This window comes from Tepidimonas sp. HKU78, assembly GCF_049860815.1.
Classification (GTDB): domain Bacteria; phylum Pseudomonadota; class Gammaproteobacteria; order Burkholderiales; family Burkholderiaceae_C; genus Tepidimonas.
In genome coordinates this window covers 2,564,784-2,584,753 of record NZ_CP187547.1, presented here as the reverse complement: position 1 = coordinate 2,584,753, position 19,970 = coordinate 2,564,784, and the positions used below count along the sequence as shown (strand labels likewise).

The window sequence follows — 19,970 nt, the reverse complement described above, 5'->3', positions numbered from 1 at the left end:
CGCGCGCTCAGGCGGGCGGTGTGCCCTCGTCCGTCAGAAAGCTGTCACGAAACGTGAAGTACAGCGAGGTGAAAAACGCCGCGCTCAGCAGCGACGCCACCGGGAACAGCAACACCTGCAGTGTGCCGGCCCCACCCAGCAGTGACGACAACAGCACCAACACCAGCGATACCGCAAAGAACACCCCCGCCCAGCCCAGCATGAACACCAGCAGCGCGCCCATGTTGGCCCAACACGCCACCAGGCTGAAAAAAAGGCTCTTGATCGGATGCACCCCGTGCCAGTGCACCAGCGCCGGTGCGTGCCAGAACAGCAGCCCCAGCGGGATGTAGAGCACCGCTTGCCACGCCAAGTGGCGCAGCAGGGCGGGGTTGTCGAGCACGGCTTCGGCGCCTTCCGTGCCATCGGCGGGCAGCTTGGGGACGTCGCCCGCCAACAGTGCGGACAGCGCCATGACCACGATCGCCCCCAGCGCATACAGGCCGCCCAGCAGCAGCATGGCGTGCACGCGCTCGCGTCCGGCCCGAAACGCGGTGGCCAGCACCGTGGGCATCGGAAAGCGCCCGCGGTCGGCTTCCTTGGTGGCGGCCATCAGCCCCAGGGTGGCCGCGGGTACCAGTGACAGTGCCAGTGGCGCGCCCAGCACGGGGACCATCGCCAATGCACTGACGCCCAGGATGAACAGGAAAAACAGCCCGCCCATGGCCAGCGGCTGGCGCGCGAAGGTGCGCAGCCCCAACCGGACCCAGAGCAGGCCCGTGCGGGCGGGGACACGATGGAGCTTCATATCGGGGTGGCGAGGGTCAGCATTCGGCCAGCCGGGCGCGCAGCACGCGCTCGAAGTGGGTAGGGTCGTGGGGTTTGAGCACCGCCGCCTGGCGCGGCAGGTACCAGTCCCACAGGCGCGAGATCCAAAACCGCAGCGCCCCCGCGCGGCGCAGCGCCGGCAGCAGGGCGCGCTCGCCCGCCGTCAGCGGCCGCACCGACTCGTAGGCCTCGAGCAATGCCCGGGTGCGCTCGGGGTCGGCGCGGCCATCGGTCAGGTCGATACACCAGTCGTTGAGGCAGACCGCGATGTCGAATAGCCACGTGTCGCAGCCGGCGAAGTAGAAGTCGAACACCCCCGTCAGGCGGCCGTCCTCGAACATGGCGTTGTCGCGGAACAGGTCGGCGTGGATGGGGCCGCGCGGCAGTCCCTGGTAGGTGGGGCTTGCGGCGATGTGGTTTTGGTAAGCCAGCTCGGCGGTCAGCAGTGCGGCCTGCTCGGGCTGCAGGTGCGGCAGGATCACGGGCACCGTCTCATTCCACCATGCCAGGCCGCGCAAGTTGGGCTGTTCGCGCTCGTAATCACGCCCGGCCAGGTGCATGCGCGCCAGCAGCGCGCCCAGTTGCGCGCAGTGCTGAGGCGTCGGGTTGGGTTCGTACTGGCCTCGCAAGCGGTTGACGACCGCCGCTGGCTTGCCGCGCACCGTATGCAGGATGGTGCCCGTCGCGTCAGCCTGCGGGTCGGGCACCGGGATGCCGCGCGCGGCCAAGTGCTTCATCAGATACAGATAAAACGGCAATTGCTCCGCGCTCAGGCGCTCGAACAGGGTCAGTACCCAATCGTGGCGCTCGCCGTCGTGCTCGGTGGTGACGAAGTAATTGGTGTTCTCGATGCCGCCGGCGCAGCCCGCCATCTCGACCAGCGTGCCTAGGCCCAAGCGCTGCATCAGATGGGCCGCGTCGTCACGGCTGACTTCGGTAAAGACGGCCATGACGGTTCAGAAATCGGTGACGCGCCAGCGCCGCGTGCCCGCGCCAGATCGATCGTCGCTGACACCGGGGTCGATCGGGCGCACCTCGTAGCCGGGCAGGCCCGAGCGCGTGCGCACGTCGATCGTGCGGGTTTGACCGCCGATGCGCAGCTCCTCGATGCGGCTCCAGCCGTCGTGGTGTACCAGCCGCTCGACTTTGGGCTCGGGCTTCGTGGGGGTGGGGGCGACCGCGTCGGCTGCGGCGGCGCAGGGCAGCGCCAGGGCGACGGTGAGCGCGGCCGCCGCAGCGGCCCAGTAGACGGTCGGATGGGAGTGGGGTGCAGTCTGCATGACCCGCTGATTGTAGGCAATCCCCCGTGCACAATAGCGCGATGACCGCTCCTGCCCCCTCATCCGATGCCCCGCTGCTGGTGCTGGTGGACGGCTCCAGCTACCTGTACCGGGCCTACCACGCCATGCCCGACCTGCGTGCCGTGCCGGGCGACCCGAGCAGCCCGGCCACCGGCGCCATTCGCGGCATGATCAACATGCTGCAGGCGCTGCAAAAACAATACCCGGCCGAGCACATCGCGGTCGTTTTCGACGCGTCGGGGCCGACGTTTCGCGACGCGTTGTATCCGGACTACAAAGCGCACCGCGCCCCCATGCCCGACGACCTGCGCGCGCAGATCGAGCCCATCCATGAGGTCATTCGCCTGTTGGGCATGCCGGTGCTGGTGGTGCCCGACGTGGAAGCCGACGACGTCATCGGCACGCTGGCGCGCACCGCGGCCGACCAGGGCTGGCGCGTGCTGATCTCCAGTGGCGACAAGGACTTGAGCCAACTGGTGGACGAGCGCATCACCATCATCGACACCATGAGCGGCAAGGTGCGCGACGTGGCGGGGGTGCAAGCCGAGTTTGGGGTGCCGCCACGGCTGATGGTGGACTACCAGACCCTGGTGGGCGACGCGGTCGACAACGTGCCGGGCGTGGACAAGGTGGGCCCCAAGACGGCGGCCAAGTGGCTGCAGGCGTATGGCTCGCTGGACGCGATCGTGGCGCATGCCGACGAGATTCCGGGCGTGGTCGGTGAAAACCTGCGCCGCGCACGCGACTGGCTGCCGCTGGCGCGCCGGTTGCTGACCATCCGTACCGATTGCGATCTGGATGGCCACGTGCCAGGCCTGCCGTCGCTGGATGCGCTGCGCAGGCGCGACCCCGACACGGCGGCGCTGCGTGATTTTTACCAACGCTACGGCTTTCGCAGCTTGGCCCGCGCGTTGGAGGGTGAGGCCGACCCCGCGCCCGCGCCCGCGCCGGGTACCCAGGCCACGCTGTTTGCCGCCCCCCCCGTGCCCGAGCGACGCTACGAGGTGGTGCGCGACTGGGCGACGCTGGATGCGTGGCTCGCGCGCCTGCGCCAAGCCCCGTTGGTGGCGCTGGATACCGAAACCACGTCGCTCGACGCGTTGGCCGCGCGGCTGGTGGGGATTTCCTTCAGCGTGGCGCCGGGCGAAGCAGCTTACGTACCGCTGGCGCATGAAGGCCCCGACGCGTCCGACCAACTGCCGCTGCCGGCCGTGTTGGAGCGCCTGGCCCCGTGGCTGCAGGACGCCGCTGCGCCCAAGTGTGGCCAGCATGTCAAATACGACCAGCACGTGTTTGCCAACCATGGCATCGACGTGTGCGGCTACGTGCACGACCCGCTGCTGCAGAGCTACGTGCTGGAAGTGCACAAGCCGCACAACCTGGACAGTCTGGCCGAGCGGCACCTCGGTCGGCGCGGCCTGAGTTATGAGGACGTTTGCGGCAAAGGGGCAGCGCAGATCCCGTTTGCGCAGGTGCCCATCGAGCGCGCGGCCGCGTACGCGTGCGAGGACGCCGAGATGTGCCTGGCCGTGCACCACGTGCTGTGGCCGCGCCTGCAGGCCGAACCCGCGCTGCAGCGCATTTACGAGCTGGAGCTGGCCGTCAGCGACGTGTTGCGGCGCATGGAGCGCCACGGTGTGCTGATCGACGCCGACGCGCTGCGTCGCCAAAGCGCCGAGCTGGCGCAGCGGCTGGCCGAGCTGGAGGTCGAGGCGCACGCGCTGGCCGGTGGCCCCTTCAACCTGGGGTCGCCGAAGCAGATCGGCGAGGTGCTGTTCGAGCGGCTGGGGCTGCCAGTGATCAAGAAAACCGCCACCGGCGCGCCCAGCACCGATGAGGAAGTGTTGGAAAAACTCGCCGAGGACTACCCGCTGCCCGCGCGCATCTTGGCCCACCGCAGCCTGGCCAAACTCAAGAGCACCTACACCGACAAGCTTCCGACGATGGTCAACCCTGCCACGGGGCGCGTCCACACGCACTACGCGCAGGCGGTGGCCGTCACCGGACGGCTGGCCAGCAACGAGCCCAACCTGCAAAACATCCCCATCCGCACGCCCGAGGGGCGGCGCATCCGGGAAGCGTTCATCGCCCCGCCCGGCTGGTACATCGCCAGCGCCGACTACTCACAGATCGAACTGCGCATCATGGCGCACCTGAGTGAGGACGCTGCGCTGCTGCGCGCCTTTGCCGAGGGGCAGGACGTGCACCGCGCCACGGCGGCCGAGGTGTTCGGCCAGCCGCCCGAGCAGGTCACGCCCGAGCAGCGCCGCTATGCCAAAACCATCAACTTCGGCCTCATTTACGGCATGAGTGCCTACGGGCTGGCCAAGGCGCTGGGTATCGACGCCAACGCAGCCAAAACCTACATCGAGCGCTATTTCGAGCGCTTTGCGGGGGTGCGCGCCTACATGGAGCGCACGCGCGAGCAGGCACGCGCGCGCGGCTATGTGGAAACCGTCTTCGGCCGACGTCTGTATCTGCCCGAAATCCGCTCGCCCAACGGTCCGCGCCGCGCGGCCGCCGAGCGTGCCGCCATCAACGCACCCATGCAGGGCACGGCGGCGGACCTCATCAAGATGAGCATGGTGGCGGTGCAGCGTGCATTGGACGGTGCGGGCCTGCGCACGCGCATGATCCTGCAGGTGCACGACGAACTGGTATTCGAGGCGCCGCCCGAGGAGCTGGACTGGGTGCGCACCGAGGTGCCGCGCTTGATGGCTGGCGTGGCCACGCTGCGCGTGCCGCTGGTGGCCGAGGTGGGCGTAGGCGCCAATTGGGAGCAGGCGCACTGATGACGGCGCTTTGCTGGTGGGGTGCCACCCCTGCGTGGGCTGCCATCAGCGGATGGTGGTGGCCAGCCCGCTGGCCAGCGCCTGCGCCGGGTCTGTGGTGACCGCGCTGCGGCAGTCTGCTGCTTGCAGGTTTTGGTAGGCGGTCAATGCCGCTTGCGGTGGCAGCATCGCGCGCAGGTAGCGCATCAGGGTCACCTGCTGGGCGCGGCTGAGCTCGGCTTCGCACTGCCGGTGGCCGAAATCGGCGTCCGGCGGGATCAGCGTCCATACCAGTCGCGCCGGCTGCGGCTCTGCGGGCAACCAGCGCTCGATGCCCGCTGCAAACACCAGTGCGCACGGGGTACGACAGGTCCCGCCGGGCGCGACCTGGGTGGTGTAGCCGCGGTTGCGGATCATCGCCCCCAGTGTGATGGCATCACCCACGATCCCGTCCTCCGCACGCAACAGTAGCACCTTGCGCGCGCAGTCCAATCGCTCGACGGACCGCAGAGGGGCCTCGATGCGCCGCACGGTGGAGGCATCGATCGCGCCGCGCAACTCTAGCACACAGCTCTGCGCCTGTTGGCGCAGCAGGAAGTGCTCGTCGGTGGCAGGGGGTAATGCTGCCATGGCACCTTCGGGCGCTTTGGCGGGCGGTGTGACAGCCCCGCAACCCGAGAGAATGGCAGGCAGGAGCAGTGCGGCCGCGATCGCCGTCGCCGAGTGTGGACCACGGCGGGAGAGCACGCTGATACGCCACCCTTGGGTGAGCCGCCCGGGCATGCGTCAACCACCCAACCGGAAACGCCCGACCAGTTGCGTGAGGTGCTGCGCTTGCTCACGCAACGCGGCGGCTGCTGCGGACGCCTCCTCGACCAGGGCGGCGTTTTGTTGCGTCACCCCATCCATCATCGCCACGGCTTGGTTGATCTGCCCCAGGCCGTCGGCCTGTTCGGCGCTGGAGGTGGCGATCTGGCGCATCAGCTCCGTCACGCGCTCGATGCTGTGCACGATCTCGGCCATCGTGGCACCAGCCGCGTCGACCTGCTCTTTGCCCGCGCTGACGGTGGTCACCGAGTCGTCGATCAGCGCCTTGATCTCGCGCGCGGCTTCGGCGCTGCGCTGCGCGAGGTTGCGCACCTCGCTGGCCACGACAGCAAAGCCGCGTCCCGCTTCGCCCGCGCGCGCCGCTTCCACCGCCGCGTTGAGCGCCAGGATATTGGTCTGGAACGCGATGCCATCGATGACACCGATGATGTTGGCAATGCGCTGCGACGAGGCGTTGATCCCGTTCATCGTCTCGACGACCTGCCGCACCACGGCACCGCCGCGCTCGGCCACGGCCGTGGCCTTCTCCGCCATCTCGTCGGCTTGGCGCGCGTTGGCGGCGTTTTGGTGCACGGTGCTGTTGAGCTCCTCCGTGGCCGAGGCGGTCTGCTCCAGGGAACTCGCCTGCTGCTCGGTGCGTTGCGACAAGTCGAGCGTGCCACTGGCGACCTGAGCGGCGGCACTGGCGATGCTGTCGGCTGCGCTGGCAACGTTGCCGATGAGCTCGCGCAGGTTGCGCCGCATCTGCTCCATCTGTTGCAGGAGATGGGTGATTTCGTCGGCGCCCGAAGCCGTGACGGGCCGCGACAGATCGCCGCTGGCGATCGCGCTGGCGGTTTCGTCGGCCACGCGGAAACCTTCGGACATGCGCCGCTGCGTGGCGATCATCAGCACCGTCATCGGGAGTGCCCCCAGCAGCAACACCGCCACCACCAGGGCCAGGTTGAGCTGGTAGCGCCGCTCGGCAGCCTGGGCCTCGGCGTCGGCGCGCTGCAACTGCAACTCGCGCAACGCTTGCATGGCTTTTTCGAAGGCGGCACCCTCGGTGCGGCCCGCGACGAGGAAGGCCTGCATCACGTCGGTGGCGAAGTTTTCGTCCCGCAATGCCTGCAGGGCTTGGTCACGTTTGACTTGCCAGCCCTTGCGCGCCGCCTGCACCTGGTCGAACAAGCGCCGCTCTTCTTCGTCCATCATCGGGGTTAGCGCTTCGATGGCCTTGAGCGCTGCATTGTTCGACTCGCGCTGGTTGGCGATGACGTCCAAGTGCATCGACGTGGGATGGTCGTGCAGCGCGCGCGTCGGGCTGTCCGGCGCGTGCTGGAACGCCAGCAGCGAGGGTGTCAGGATTTTTGTGTGAGGGGCCTACCATGACGACTTCCAGGAGCCCCCATGCCACGCAAGAAGACCACCCCCGCCGCGAAGCCGGACGCCATTCTTCCCGACGAGCTGCTTGAGAAGCTGATCCCCGGACCGATGGACGCCGCCGGCGTCGAGGCCGTGTTCCAGAAGCTGAAGAAGGCCGTGATCGAGCGCGCCTTGGGGGCTGAGCTGGGCGTGCACTTGGCCAGCCCCGAGGGCGGCTGCGGGAACCATCGCAACGGCCGCAGCGGCAAGACCGTGCTGACCGACGGCGGGCCGCTGCGGATCGAGGTGCCCCGCGACCGGGCCGGCAGCTTCGAACCGCAGCTGATCCCGAAGCATGAGCGCCGGTTTGCCGGCTTTGACGACCGGATCATCTCGATGTATGCCCGCGGCATGTCGGTGCGCGAGATTCAGGGCCATCTGGCCGAGATGTACGCCATCGAGGTGTCAGCGGAGTTCATCAGCGCCGTCACCGACGCGGTGATGGCCGAGGTGGGGGCCTGGCAGGCCCGGCCGCTGGAGCCGATGTACCCGGTGGTGTTCTTCGATGCCCTGCGGGTGAAGATCCGCGAGGACGGCGTGGTGCGCAACAAGGCGGTGTATCTGGCCTTGGGCGTGCTGCCGGACGGGACCCGCGACATTCTGGGGCTTTGGATCGAGAACACCGAAGGCGCGAAGTTCTGGATGAAGGTGTTCAACGATCTCAAGACCCGCGGGGTCACGGACCTGCTGATCGGCGTGGCCGACGGCCTGAAGGGCCTGCCGGAGGCACTGGAGGCGGTGTTTCCGGCCACGACCCTGCAGACCTGCATCGTGCACCTGATCCGCAACAGCCTCGACTATGCGAGCTGGAAGGACCGTAAGGCGCTGGCCGCGGCGATCAAGCCGATCTACACCGCACCGAGCGCGGAGGCCGCCGAGCGCGCGCTGGACGCGTTCGAGGCAGGGCCGTGGGGCCAGCGCTTCCCGACCGTGGTCGCGGCCTGGCGGCGGGCGTGGAGCCGGGTGATCCCGTTCTTCGCGTTCCCGCCCGAAGTGCGGCGGATCATCTACACCACCAACGCCATCGAGAGCGTGCATTCGCGGTTACGCAAGATCATCAAGAGCCGCGGGCACTTCCCAAGCGACGAGGCGGCCACCAAGCTGATCTGGCTGGCCTTGCGCAACATCACCGCGGACTGGAAGCGGGCGAGCAAGGAGTGGAAATCGGCGATGAACCAGTTCGCGATACTATACGGCGACCGCTTCACCCTCGCACCACGCTGAACGACACGAGGACAGATTCAGAAACCGCCCCACACACAAAAAACAGGACATCCCCCCAGCAGCACGTGCAGGCGGTTGTCGTAATAATTGCGCAACAGCACGGCCAACGATTCACTGATCGCCATGCGGTGGCTGTGGATGCTGCGCAAGCTTTCTTTGGCCGAGTACAGTCCCCACAGGCCGGAGGCCACGACAAGCCCCAATACGGCGAGATAACCCACGATGACGGCAAAGACCCGTTGGGTAAGGCGGATGCGGTTGAGCATGACAATGGGGGTGATAGAGCAGGAAGGGAATGTCCAGAAAGCAGCCCGGGGCGCCGAAACCCGCAAAGCGAGTAGGGTCGGCACAGACAGCACGAGCCAGCCATGGTGCCGTTGTACCATAGCTCGCATACCGGATGGTTCCGGATTCACCCTCAGATGCCGGTTCGGGGGGCACGGCACATCGCCCCCACACACCAAGGAGGTGCCATGTCACTGAACGAGCGTGATGTTCATGCCTTGCTCGACGTCACTCACGCCGGGGCGGGTCCACGCCGGCGGGGTCTATTGCGCGGGGCGCTGGGTTTGGGGTACGCCGCTGCTGCCGGGCCCCTGGTGGCGCAGACGGCCATCAAGACGCCCGCCGACGGGCTGGTGGCGGGCGACGTGCAGATTCCCGTCGGGGCTGAAACCATTCCGGCCTATCGTGCCGCACCGGCTGGGCGCGTCGGCTTGCCGGTGGTGTTGGTGCTGTCCGAAATCTTCGGGGTGCATGAATACATCGCCGACACGGCGCGACGGTTTGCCCGTGCGGGCTATCTGGCGTTGGCGCCGGAGTTGTTCGTGCGTCAGGGCGACCCGTCCAGCTACGGCGAGATGGCGCGCCTGCTGGCCGAAGTGGTGGCCAAGGTCCCGGACGAACAGGTGGCGCGCGACCTGGACGCCTGCCTGGATTGGGCCGTCGCTCACGGCGGCGACGGCCAACGCGCCGCCGTTACCGGCTTTTGTTGGGGTGGCCGCCAGACCTGGCTGTACGCGGCGCACAGCCCACGGCTAAAGGCCGCCGTGGCCTGGTACGGCCGGCTGGAAGGAGAGCGCACCGCGTTGCAGCCGCGCCATCCGATCGACGTGGTGAATCAGCTCAAGGCGCCGGTGCTGGGCTTGTACGGCGGGGCGGATACAGGCATACCGCTGGCATCGGTGGAGCGCATGCAAGCGGCACTGGCGCAGGGCAACGCAGCGGCGCGCGCCTCGCGCTTCGTGGTCTACCCCGATGCGCCCCACGCCTTCCATGCCGACTACCGCCCCACCTACCGCGCCGAGCCAGCCGCCGATGCTTGGCGGCGCTGCCTGGCTTGGTTTGCCCAGCATGGGGCGGTATGAAGCTCGACATGGCCGTTTGACGAGACGCCCCCCCGCCCGCGCCTCACGGCACGTGGCGCGCACAGGGCAGGCAGGGCTCGGCGCGCGACCATTCGCTCCAGCCCCCGGCATACAGCGGGGCCAGCCCAAAGCCGGCGATGTACAGGGCCAGCAGGTTGGGAATGGCGCTGACGCCGCTACCGCAGTGGTGAACGACGGTGGCAGGGTCGTGGCCTGCCAGCAGGGTGCCCCACTCGCGGCGCAAGGTGGCGGCGTCCTTGAAGCGCCCGTCCGGCCCAAAGTTGTCGGTAAAAGGCCGGTTGAGCGCGCCCGGAATGTGGCCCGCCACCGGGTCGAGCGCTTCGGTCTCGCCGCGAAAGCGGGCCGCCGCGCGCGCGTCCACCAGCGTCTGCGTGGGGCGGCCCAGGTCGCGCACCACCTCCGCCAGGGTGCGCAGCGTCACGCCCGTCTCACCCAGCGTGGCGTCGCCCACCGAAGGAGCAAGCGGCTCGTCGCCCTGGGCGACTGGGCCCCCGGCGGCCACCCACGCGCGCCAGCCACCGTCGAGCACCGCCACGGGCGCATGCCCGCACCAGCGCAGCAGCCACCACAAGCGTCCACATACCATGCCCCCTTGGCGGTCGTAAACCACGACGGGTTCACCCTGCCGCACACCCCAGGCGCGCAGGCGCTCGATCATGGCCTCGCGGGTCGGCAGTGGATGGCGCCCGCCGTTGACGGCCGTCTCGCCCGGGCGCGCGCTCAGGTCGTGGTCCAGATGTGCGTAGCGGGCACCGGGAATGTGGCCGCTGCGGTACTGTGCGCGGCCCGCGTGCGGGTCGGTGAGCTCGAAGCTGCAGTCGACGATGCATACCGGACGGCCGCTGGCCATCCATGCGCGCGCAGAGGCGACGTCGATCAAGGGGGAGGGAAAGTCCGCGTTCATGCATGTTCCTCTGCCGGCAGGCGCGGTGCAGCGCGGGCACGCAGCACGGTTGCCGCAATACCGCTGCCCACGATGAGTGCCATGCCGACCCAGCCGATGAGCGGCAGCCGATCGCCAAAAAACAGCCAGCCGTACAGCGCCGCAAACGCGATGCCACTGTACTGCAGGTTGGCCACCAGCAGCGTGGCACCACTGGCGTAAGCGCGCGTCATGCACAGCTGGCCCAGCACGGCCAGCAGGCCAATGGGAATGAGCCACAGGGCCTGCACGGTATCGAGGGGGCTAAAGCCCACGACCAGCGTGCCAGCCAACCCGACCGCGGTCGCGCCCAAGGAGAAATAAAACACGGTGCGGCTTTCGGGCTCGCCCACGCGGGCGAGCGCCGCCACCTGCAGATAGGCCAGCGCTGCCGACAGGCCCGACAGCAAACCCGCCAGACCACCCAGGGCGGCCGCATCGTCGAACGTGGGGCGCAGCACCAGTGCCACACCGGCAAAACCGATCAACACGGTCAAAAACAGCGGCGTCTGCCCGCGCAACGCGCGCCGTCGGCGCTGCAGCAACAGGGCGCCTCCCAGCAAGAAGGTGGCCACCCACACGCTGCTCATGTAGTTGAGCGTCATGGCGGTGGCGAGCGGCAGCGCGGCGATCGCGTAGAACCACGTCAGCAGTGAGATCGTGCCCACGACGCTGCGCCACAGGTGCATCACCGGCACGCGCGTGGCGAGCGACACGCCGCGTGCCCGGGTCAGCGCAAGCAGAAACAGCACGCCGATGAGGCCGCGGTAGCCAACGATCTCGAAGCTGTGAAAGTGACTCGCCGCGAGCTTGATGCACACCCCCATCGACGCGAACAGCAACGCGCCCACCACCATCCATCCCGCCTCGCGGGGCGAGGCGCGGTGGGGGGAGTTGCTGCGATCAGCCGTCGATGTCACCGTGCGCGGGCAGCCCCATGCGGGCGCGGTACCACTCGTGGAAGTGCTGCATGCCGTCTTCCATTGGGCTTTGGTAGGGGCCGACCTCGCTCGTGCCGCGCTGCAGCAGGGCTTTGCGGCCCGCATCCATGCGCTCGGCGATTTCGTCGTCCTCGATAGCCGTCTCCATGTAGGCGGCGCGCTGCGCCTCCATGAATTCCGGTTCGAAGGCGGCGATTTCCTCGGGGTAGTAGAACTCGACGAGGTTGAGCGTCTTGTCCACCGCGATCGGGTGCAGCGTGGAGACGGTCAGCACGTGCGGGTACCACTCCACCATGATGTGCGGGTAGTACGTCAGCCACACCGCGCCGTGCTCGGGCAGCTTGCCTTCGCGGTGGCGCATCAGCACCTCGTGCCAGCGCTGGTACACGGGGCTGCCGGCCTTGGCCGCCAGGTTTTGCACGCCTACGGTCTGCACCGAATATTCGGGGGCGAATTGCCAGCGCAGGTCGTCGCAGGTGACGAAGTTGCCCAGGCCGGGGTGGAAGGGCACGACGTGGTAGTCCTCCAGATAGACCTCGATGAAGGTCTTCCAGTTGTAGTGGCACTCGTGCAGCTCGACGTGGCCCAGCACCATGCCGTCGAAATTGAATACGTCGCGCACCGCCATGCCGGCAAGGTCGGCGGCGATGTCGCGCCCGTTGTCCTCGAACAGCAAGCCGTTCCACTCGCGCAGTGGCCAGCGTTGCAGGTTCAGGCACGGGTCTTGGGCGAAGTGGGGGGCACCCACCAGCGTGCCCAGCTCGACCATGCCGCGCTGGCCGCCGCTGTACGTCCAGCGGTGCAGGGGGCACACGATGTGCCCGCCTGCGTGCGCTTTGCCGTCGCTATGCAGGTTACCGCGGCCCTTGAGCATCACCGCCTGGCGATGGCGGCAGACGTTGCTGACCAGTTCCACCCCGCGCTCGGTACGCACCAACGCGCGGCCTTCGCCTTCTTGCGGCAAGGCAAAGTAATCGCCCACGTTGGGCACCGCGTTGGCGTGCCCGACGTAGCACGGACCGGACTGAAAGATCGTCTCCAGCTCGCGCTTGAACAGCGCCTCATCGAAATAGACGGACACCGGCAGTTGGCTCTTGGCCTGCTGCAATGGAAGACTCAAATCAGACATGATGATCCTGACCTCAGACTCCCCCGACGACGGGGCGGACAAGCGCGGATGAAACGTGGGTACGGTTCGGCGCGGGTGGGTGGAACGACACCTCCTTGAGGGGTGAAAGGACTGTCCCCCGCCAGCCTGGATATCACCAGACCGCGGGGGACGCCGAATTGTACCCCCCACGCGCGGCGTCTGGCAACTGACTACAATGACCGGTTCACCGTTCGATCGCGCCCCGATATGTCACGCGCTCCCACTTCCCCAGCCGACGCCCAAGATCAGCCACTGCCGCCCACCTACGAGGCAGCGGTGCAAGAACTGGAGGCGCTGCTGGCACGGCTGGAGTCGGGCCAGATGCCGCTGGACGATTTGTTGGGCGCGTACCAGCGGGCCACGGCGCTGCTCACGTTTTGCCGCAGTCGGCTCGATGCGGTGGAGCAGCAAATCCAAATCGTGGACGGCAGCCAGACCCGGCCCTGGGAGCCTGGTACATGAGCGTGGCCCTGTCCCAAGCGGTGCGGTGCGAGCCGGGGCGCGCAGCCAGCGACATGGCCGACTGGATGGCCCGGCGGTTGGCGCAGATGGAGTCGTTTCTGGATGACCGGCTGCCTGTCGATGCCCCGGCCGGGTTGGGCGACGCGATGCGCTATGCCGTGCTGGACGGAGGCAAGCGGCTGCGTCCATTGCTCGTTTTGGCGGCCTGGGAAGCGGTCGCGGGCGAGGTCGAGCCGCCGCGCGACGCGCCCGTGTGGTGCGCCGCAGGCGCGGTGGAGCTGATCCACGCCTATTCGCTGGTGCATGACGACCTGCCGTGCATGGACGACGATGTGCTGCGGCGGGGTAAACCAACGGTGCACGTGCGCTATGGTGAAGCGCAGGCGCTGCTCGCGGGCGATGCGCTGCAGGCGCTGGCGTTCGAGTGGCTGGTGGCGCCGGCGTGGGCCGAGCGTGATCCGGCGCTAGCGGTGGCGCTCGCGCGCGAGCTGGCCCGCGCCTCGGGCTCGCAGGGGATGGCCGGCGGACAGGCGTTGGATTTGGCAGGGGTCGGTCAGCGGCTCGACCAAGCAGCGCTGGAAGACATGCACCGGCGCAAGACGGGGGCGCTGCTGTTGGCCAGCGTGCGCATGGGGGCACTCGCCGCCCGCGCCGATGCGTCGGTGTTGGCCGCGCTCGACGCTTATGGGCGGGCGCTGGGGCTGGCGTTTCAGGTCATCGACGACGTGCTCGACGCCACCGCCGACACCGCCACGCTGGGCAAGACGGCGGGCAAGGACGCGGCGGCGGACAAGCCGACCTTCGTGTCGCTGCTGGGCATCGAGGCGGCCCGGGCGTATGCCCAGGCGCTGCTGGAGCAGGCGTTGGCCGCACTGCGACAAGTCCCCACCCTCGCCACGCACCGATTGGCCGCACTGGCGCGCTGGGTTGTCCAGCGCCACTATTGAGCTCGCCTAGAGGGAAACCCATGACCGGATTGCTGACCTCTATCGACAGCCCCGCCGATCTGCGGCGCTTGTCACGCCAGCAATTGCGCCCGCTGGCCGACGAGTTGCGCGAGTTTCTGGTGCAAAGCGTGGCGCGCACCGGCGGGCATTTCAGCTCCAACCTGGGTACGGTGGAGCTGACGATCGCGGTGCATTATGTGTTCGATACGCCGCACGACCGGCTGGTGTGGGACGTCGGCCACCAGACCTATCCCCACAAGATCCTGACCGGGCGGCGCGAGCGCATGCACACGCTGCGTCAGCTGGGGGGCATCAGCGGTTTTCCGGTGCGCAGCGAAAGCGAATACGACGCCTTCGGCACGGCACACTCGTCGACCAGTATCTCGGCTGCGCTGGGCATGGCGCTGGCGGCACAGGCCAAAGGCGAGCGGCGCCGGGCCATCGCCATCATCGGCGACGGTGCGATGACCGCCGGCATGGCGTTCGAGGCGCTCAACAACGCCGGGGTGACCAAGGCGCCGCTGCTGATCATCCTGAACGACAACGACATGTCGATCAGCCCGCCGGTCGGAGCCCTCAACCGCTACCTGGCGCAGTTGATGAGCGGGCGCTTCTACGCCGCCGCCAAGCAGGTGGGCAAGCAGGTGCTCAGCGTCGCGCCGCCGCTGTTGGAGCTGGCGCGGCGCTTCGAAGAGCACGCCAAGGGCATGGTGGTGCCCGCCACCTTGTTCGAAAAATTTGGTTTCAACTACATCGGCCCCATCGACGGGCACGACCTCGACTCGCTGATTCCCACGCTGGAAAACATCCGTCGGCTGCTCGACGATGGGGCAGGCCCCCAGTTTTTGCATGTGGTCACGAAAAAGGGGCAGGGCTACAAACTGGCGGAGGCCGACCCCATCGCCTACCACGGCCCGGGTAAGTTCGATCCCGCGGTGGGGCTGGTGCCGCCCGCCCAGCCGCCCAAGCCGACGTTTTCCCAGGTCTTTGGCCGCTGGTTGTGCGACATGGCCGAGCGCGACAAGCGGCTGGTGGGCATCACACCGGCGATGCGCGAGGGCTCGGGCATGGTGGAGTTTCATCAACGGTTTCCCGACCGGTATTTCGACGTCGGCATCGCCGAGCAGCATGCGGTGACTTTCGCTGCGGGCTTGGCGTGTGAGGGACTCAAGCCGGTGGTGGCGATCTATTCCACCTTCTTGCAGCGCGCGTACGACCAAGCCATCCACGACGTGGCCTTGCAAAATTTGCCGGTGGTGTTTGCGCTAGACCGCGCAGGTATCGTCGGCGCCGACGGACCGACGCACTGCGGCGCGTACGACATCGCTTACCTGCGCTGCATTCCGAATCTGGCCATCGCCTGCCCGTCGGACGAAGCGGAGTGCTACCGGTTGCTGACCACGGCGTATGAGCTGTCACAGCCGGTGGCGGTGCGCTATCCACGGGGGGCGGGCGTGGGCGCGGCGCTGCCCGCGCAGCCCGAGTCCTTGCCCTTCGGCCAAGGCGAGGTGCGCCGGCGTGGGCGCGGGGTGGCGATACTGGCGTTTGGCACCTTGCTGCACGCAGCGCTGCCAGCCGCCGACGCGCTCGATGCCACCGTGGCCAACATGCGCTGGGCCAAGCCGTTGGATCGCGAGCTGGTGCTGTCGCTGGCGCAAACGCACGACGCGCTGGTGACGCTGGAGGAGGGGGCCATCGCGGGTGGTGCGGGATCGGCGGTGCTGGAACTGCTGGCCGCCGAGGGCGTGTCGCGCCCCGTTTTGCAGCTGGGGCTGCCAGACCGTTTCATCGAGCACGGTGACCCCGCGCTGCTGCTGGCGCGGCTGGGGCTGGATGCAGAGGGCATCGAGCGCGCCGTGCGCGAGCGCTTCGGGATGCTGCTGCGACCTGCCCGGGCCACACTGGCCGTCGTGCCGCCGGCGGCGTGATCGCCTCGGGACGCGGGACTGGGTACCTTGTGACGGCGAGCGCTGCGCCTTTGAAACTTCTTCAAAGCACCGGGAGCCGCGCCGTTTCTCAGGGTTTACACTCCCGCTGGCCAGGCGTGGGCTGCACTACACTGCTCTGTGCCGTGCTTAGCGGTCGTCGACCGCAGCCGCAAACTGTCTCAAAACCGTAGGAGATTGGATTCATGGATCGTCGTTCCGTCATCAAACATGCCGGTATCGCCGGTGTTTTGGCCGCCGGTGCCGCCCCGGCCGTGCATGCGCAGCCCACAGTGCGCTGGCGCCTGACCTCCAGCTTCCCCAAGTCGCTGGACACCATCCACGGCGCGGCCGACGTGTTCGCCAAGAAGATCGGCGAGATGTCCGGTGGCAAGTTTCAGGTGACGGTCCACGCCCCGGGTGAACTGGTGCCGGCATTCGGCATCGTCGACGCCCTGCAGCAGGGCACGGTGGAAGCCGGTCACACCGCACCGTACTACTACTTCGGCAAGGACGACACCTTCGCCCTGGGTACGGCCATTCCGTTCGGCTTGAACAGCCGCCAGCTCACGGCGTGGTACTACGAAGGCAACGGCCTGAAGCTGTTCCGTGAGTTCTACGATCAGTACAACATCGTCAACTTCCCGGGCGGCAACACCGGCGCCCAGATGGGCGGCTGGTTCCGCAAGGAGATCAAGGGCCCGCAGGACTTCAAGGGCCTGAAGTTCCGCATGGGCGGCTTCGCCGGCAAGGTGCTCAGCCGTCTGGGCGCGGTGCCGCAGAACATCCCGGGTGGTGAAATCTACCAGGCGCTGGAGAAGGGCACGATCGACGCCTGCGAATGGATCGGACCGTACGACGACGAGAAGCTCGGCTTCAACAAGGTCGCCAAGAACTATTACTACCCGGGCTTCTGGGAAGGTGGCGCCCAGCTCGACTTCTACATCAACAAGAAGGCCTACAACGACCTGTCGGCCGAATACAAGGCCATGGTCGAGGCGGCCGCGTCCTACGCCCACACCGAGATGCAGGCCCGCTACGACGCCCGCAACCCGGCAGCGCTCAAGCGTCTGGTCGCGGCTGGCACCAAGGTGGCGCCGTTCCCGAAGACGGTGATGGACGAGGCCTTCAAGCAGGCCATGGCGCTGTACGACGAGCTGAGCAACTCCAACCCCAACTGGAAGAAGATCTACAGCGACTACGCGGCCTTCCGTCGCGACCAGAATCTGTGGTTCCGCCTGCCGGAAGCGGCGTTCGATCGCTACATGCAGGGCGCCAAGCTGTAATCGACGACGGCGGCCACCCCCAGCCCCGCGCAAGCGGGGTTTTTGTTGGTGTGTGTGGCCGGGCGGCACCGGCACGCCCTGCGGGCCGTGCCGGTTGGTCGGTATACTACCTGGCTTTCTCGTTCGGGACCCTGAACCAGGGGATAGGAATGCAAGCGCTGCTCACCTTCTCTCGGCTGATCGATGCCATCAGCGACCGCATCGGCAAGCTCGGCATGTGGCTGATCCTGGCGACCACGCTGATCAGCGCCGGTAATGCTGTTATGCGCAAAGCGTTCGACATGAGTTCGAACGCCTTCCTCGAGATCCAGTGGTACCTGTTCTCAGCCGTGTTTCTGCTGGGCGGCGGCTATGCCTTCCTGCGCAACGCCCACGTGCGCATCGACTTCGTGTCCAGCAAGTTCTCCGACCGCACCCGCAACTGGGTCGACATCGTCGGCATCCTCGTCTTCATTCTGCCGCTGTGCTACATGATGGTGGTGCTGGGCTGGCCGCTGTTCGAGCGCGCCTGGCAGTCCGGCGAGATGTCGTCCAACGCCGGGGGGCTGGTTCGCTGGCCGGTCTATCTGCTCATTCCGGTGGGCTTCGTCATCCTGTTTCTGCAGAGCGTGAGCGAGTTGATCAAGCGCATCGCCTTCCTCACTGGGCACGGCCCCGACGTGCTGGCGCATACGGGCCCGAGCGAGGCGCAGCAGCTCGCCAAGGACATCGCCGAAGCCGAGAAGCGCCATGAAGAAGAGGTCGCCGCGGCGGCCCGCCAACACTGAGCGACGAGACGACCATGGTCGAATTCCTCACCAACAACTTCGTCCCGGTGATGTTCGCCGGGCTGCTGGTCTTTCTGCTGAGCGGCTTCCCCGTGGCCTTCGGGCTGGCGGCGACAGGGCTGTTCTTCGGCTTCATCGGCATGGAGATCGGCCTGTTTGCGGACACGCTGTTTCAGGCGCTGCCGCTGCGCGTGTTCGGCATCATGCAAAACGACACGCTGCTGGCCATCCCGTTCTTCACGCTCATGGGCATCATCCTGGAGCGCAGCGGCATGGCCGAGGATCTGCTGGAGACCGTCGGCCAGGTGTTTGGCCCGGTGCGCGGCGGGCTGGCGGTGGCCGTGGTGCTGGTCGGTGCCCTGCTGGCAGCCACCACCGGCGTCGTGGCCGCGGCCGTCATCTCGATGGGCTTGATCTCCCTGCCCATCATGCTGCGCTACGGCTACAACCGCACCATCGCCACCGGCACCATCACCGCCTCGGGCACGCTGGCGCAGGCCATTCCGCCGTCGCTGGTGCTGATCGTGTTGGCCGACCAACTGGGCCGCTCGGTCGGGGACATGTATGCCGGCGCGCTGATCCCGGGCCTGCTGCTGGTCGGGTTGTATCTGGTGTTCATCGCCGGTGTGGCCATCGTGCGGCCGTCGTGGGTGCCGCCGCTGCCCCCTGAGGCGCGGGTGTACAACGAGCCCAACGGTGCCAGCGGCCACCGGTCGCTGTTTGCGCTGTTGCTGGTGGCCTCCGCGGCCGGCTATCTGTGGTGGCAGAACCACGAGGCGCTGATCAATCCCTTGACGGGCCGTGACGGACCTGCACCGGGCGATGAGCGGGTGATTTTCACCATCGCCATCGCGTCGTTCTTCGCGTTGGCTGCGGCGATCGTCAACCGCGTGGCGCGGCTGGGTCTGCTGTCGCGGTTGGCGCAGCAGTTCACCTTCGTGCTGATCCCGCCGCTGATTCTGATCTTCCTGGTGCTCGGGACCATCTTCCTGGGCATCGCCACGCCGACCGAAGGGGGCGCGATGGGGGCCGTGGGCGCGCTGATCATGGCGGCCGCGCGCCGCCGCCTGACCCTGTCGCTGCTGCTGCAGGCGATGGAGAACTCGACCAAGCTGACCATCTTCGTGATGTTCATCCTGATCGGCTCCACGGTCTTCAGCTTCACGTTCAACGCGGCGGACGGCCACATCTGGGTCGAGCACCTGTTCGACAAGCTGCCCGGCGGCGCCCTGGGGTTCCTGATCGTCGTGAACCTGCTCGTGTTCATCCTGGGCATGTTCATCGACTTCTTCGAGATCGCGTTCATCGTGATCCCGCTGCTGGCGCCGGTTGCCGAGAAGATGGGCATCGATCTGATCTGGTTCGGCGTCATCATCGCGATGAACCTGCAGACGTCGTTTCTGACGCCGCCGTTCGGCTTTGCGCTGTTCTACCTGCGCAGCGTGGCCGCACGCGAGGACTATACCGACCGCGTGACCAAGCAGCGCATCCCGGCGGTGACAACGGCGCAGATCTACAAGGGCTCGATCGCCTTCATCATCCTGCAGCTCATCATGGTTGCGGTCATCATGGCCTTCCCAAGCCTGGTGATCGACAACCTGGGAGCCAAGGCCCAGGTCGACGACGCGGCGGTGCTGGAGAGGCTCAACCAGCTCGGCGGCGACGGCAGTGCGCCCTGGGGGGATGAGCAGGAGGGCGGTGCCACCGAACCCGAGGGCTCGGAAGGGGAGTCGTCCGCTCCGGCCGACGAGGAGGGGCTGGACCCGGTCAAGGCGCTGGAAGAGGCGGCGAAGAAGGCCCAGCAGTGAACGGGCCGGGGCGGTCCCGCCCGGGTCCGCCCCGGCCAC

18 protein-coding genes are annotated in these 19,970 nt (G+C 67.6%); 9 read left to right on the top strand and 9 right to left on the bottom strand.

All coding sequences use genetic code 11. The features are described from left to right. Positions 1 to 7: 7 nt before the first annotated feature. The 3 genes from ACPYIS_RS12715 to ACPYIS_RS12705 are packed head-to-tail and all read right to left on the bottom strand — an operon-like array spanning position 8 to position 2,087. Positions 8 to 787 (bottom strand): BPSS1780 family membrane protein, encoded by a 780-nt coding sequence (locus ACPYIS_RS12715; RefSeq protein WP_424858981.1) that lies wholly within the window; start codon positions 785 to 787, stop codon positions 8 to 10. Between the two features lie 16 nt (positions 788 to 803). Beyond that, the gene (locus ACPYIS_RS12710; RefSeq protein WP_424858982.1) at positions 804 to 1,757 is read right to left on the bottom strand and encodes a homoserine kinase; all 954 of its coding nucleotides are present in this window, start codon (positions 1,755 to 1,757) and stop codon (positions 804 to 806) included. Positions 1,758 to 1,763: 6 nt separating this feature from the next. After that, positions 1,764 to 2,087 carry a hypothetical protein gene (locus ACPYIS_RS12705; RefSeq protein ID WP_299019442.1) on the bottom strand — a complete coding sequence of 108 codons (324 nt, stop codon included), beginning with the start codon at positions 2,085 to 2,087 and terminating at the stop codon, positions 1,764 to 1,766. A gap of 41 nt (positions 2,088 to 2,128) precedes the next feature. On the opposite strand from ACPYIS_RS12705, the gene polA reads away from it, so the two are divergent. Next, complete coding sequence (polA, locus tag ACPYIS_RS12700; RefSeq protein ID WP_424858983.1) at positions 2,129 to 4,900, top strand: DNA polymerase I; 2,772 nt, start codon at positions 2,129 to 2,131, stop codon at positions 4,898 to 4,900. A gap of 45 nt (positions 4,901 to 4,945) precedes the next feature. Here the strand turns inward: polA and ACPYIS_RS12695 are convergent, their stop codons facing one another. Together ACPYIS_RS12695 and ACPYIS_RS12690 are read right to left on the bottom strand one after the other, a co-directional pair. Next, positions 4,946 to 5,509: a hypothetical protein gene (locus tag ACPYIS_RS12695; protein WP_299019438.1), complete on the bottom strand. Its 564-nt coding sequence runs from the start codon at positions 5,507 to 5,509 to the stop codon at positions 4,946 to 4,948. A 156-nt stretch (positions 5,510 to 5,665) separates the two neighbouring features. Further along, positions 5,666 to 6,976 (bottom strand): methyl-accepting chemotaxis protein, encoded by a 1,311-nt coding sequence (locus ACPYIS_RS12690; protein WP_424894546.1) that lies wholly within the window; start codon positions 6,974 to 6,976, stop codon positions 5,666 to 5,668. Between the two features lie 120 nt (positions 6,977 to 7,096). On the opposite strand from ACPYIS_RS12690, the gene ACPYIS_RS12685 reads away from it, so the two are divergent. Beyond that, complete coding sequence (locus tag ACPYIS_RS12685; RefSeq protein WP_132963481.1) at positions 7,097 to 8,335, top strand: IS256 family transposase; 1,239 nt, start codon at positions 7,097 to 7,099, stop codon at positions 8,333 to 8,335. A 17-nt stretch (positions 8,336 to 8,352) separates the two neighbouring features. Here ACPYIS_RS12685 and ACPYIS_RS12680 read toward each other — a convergent pair whose 3' ends face one another. Further along, positions 8,353 to 8,601: a Tar ligand binding domain-containing protein gene (locus ACPYIS_RS12680; protein WP_424894547.1), complete on the bottom strand. Its 249-nt coding sequence runs from the start codon at positions 8,599 to 8,601 to the stop codon at positions 8,353 to 8,355. Between the two features lie 207 nt (positions 8,602 to 8,808). On the opposite strand from ACPYIS_RS12680, the gene ACPYIS_RS12675 reads away from it, so the two are divergent. Next, positions 8,809 to 9,702: a dienelactone hydrolase family protein gene (locus ACPYIS_RS12675; protein WP_299019436.1), complete on the top strand. Its 894-nt coding sequence runs from the start codon at positions 8,809 to 8,811 to the stop codon at positions 9,700 to 9,702. A 43-nt stretch (positions 9,703 to 9,745) separates the two neighbouring features. Here the strand turns inward: ACPYIS_RS12675 and ACPYIS_RS12670 are convergent, their stop codons facing one another. The 3 genes from ACPYIS_RS12670 to ACPYIS_RS12660 are packed head-to-tail and all read right to left on the bottom strand — an operon-like array spanning position 9,746 to position 12,715. Further along, a complete protein-coding gene (locus ACPYIS_RS12670) occupies positions 9,746 to 10,627 on the bottom strand; it encodes a sulfurtransferase (RefSeq protein ID WP_299019435.1) in 882 nt (293 codons plus the stop codon). Further along, complete coding sequence (locus tag ACPYIS_RS12665; protein ID WP_299019477.1) at positions 10,624 to 11,502, bottom strand: DMT family transporter; 879 nt, start codon at positions 11,500 to 11,502, stop codon at positions 10,624 to 10,626. The genes ACPYIS_RS12670 and ACPYIS_RS12665 overlap by 4 nt, the downstream gene beginning before the upstream one ends. Before the next feature lie 46 nt (positions 11,503 to 11,548). Beyond that, positions 11,549 to 12,715: an aromatic ring-hydroxylating oxygenase subunit alpha gene (locus tag ACPYIS_RS12660; protein WP_424858986.1), complete on the bottom strand. Its 1,167-nt coding sequence runs from the start codon at positions 12,713 to 12,715 to the stop codon at positions 11,549 to 11,551. Between the two features lie 228 nt (positions 12,716 to 12,943). Here ACPYIS_RS12660 and xseB point away from each other — a divergent pair, with 228 nt between their 5' ends. The 6 genes from xseB to ACPYIS_RS12630 all read left to right on the top strand — a co-directional run bounded on the left by xseB (position 12,944) and on the right by ACPYIS_RS12630 (position 19,931). Then, positions 12,944 to 13,198: an exodeoxyribonuclease VII small subunit gene (xseB, locus tag ACPYIS_RS12655; protein ID WP_299019433.1), complete on the top strand. Its 255-nt coding sequence runs from the start codon at positions 12,944 to 12,946 to the stop codon at positions 13,196 to 13,198. Beyond that, entirely contained in the window at positions 13,195 to 14,145 is a 951-nt protein-coding gene (locus tag ACPYIS_RS12650) for a polyprenyl synthetase family protein (protein WP_424858987.1), read from the top strand. The genes xseB and ACPYIS_RS12650 overlap by 4 nt, the downstream gene beginning before the upstream one ends. Before the next feature lie 20 nt (positions 14,146 to 14,165). Then, positions 14,166 to 16,073, top strand: coding sequence for a 1-deoxy-D-xylulose-5-phosphate synthase (gene dxs / locus ACPYIS_RS12645; RefSeq protein ID WP_425973661.1), 1,908 nt, complete (start codon positions 14,166 to 14,168; stop codon positions 16,071 to 16,073). A 203-nt stretch (positions 16,074 to 16,276) separates the two neighbouring features. Beyond that, on the top strand, positions 16,277 to 17,356 hold the full coding sequence (locus ACPYIS_RS12640) for a TRAP transporter substrate-binding protein (protein WP_425973659.1): 1,080 nt from the start codon (positions 16,277 to 16,279) through the stop codon (positions 17,354 to 17,356). A 149-nt stretch (positions 17,357 to 17,505) separates the two neighbouring features. Then, positions 17,506 to 18,123, top strand: coding sequence for a TRAP transporter small permease subunit (locus ACPYIS_RS12635; protein WP_424858990.1), 618 nt, complete (start codon positions 17,506 to 17,508; stop codon positions 18,121 to 18,123). Positions 18,124 to 18,137: 14 nt separating this feature from the next. Continuing rightward, on the top strand, positions 18,138 to 19,931 hold the full coding sequence (locus ACPYIS_RS12630; RefSeq protein WP_424894551.1) for a TRAP transporter large permease: 1,794 nt from the start codon (positions 18,138 to 18,140) through the stop codon (positions 19,929 to 19,931). Positions 19,932 to 19,970 lie beyond the last annotated feature (39 nt).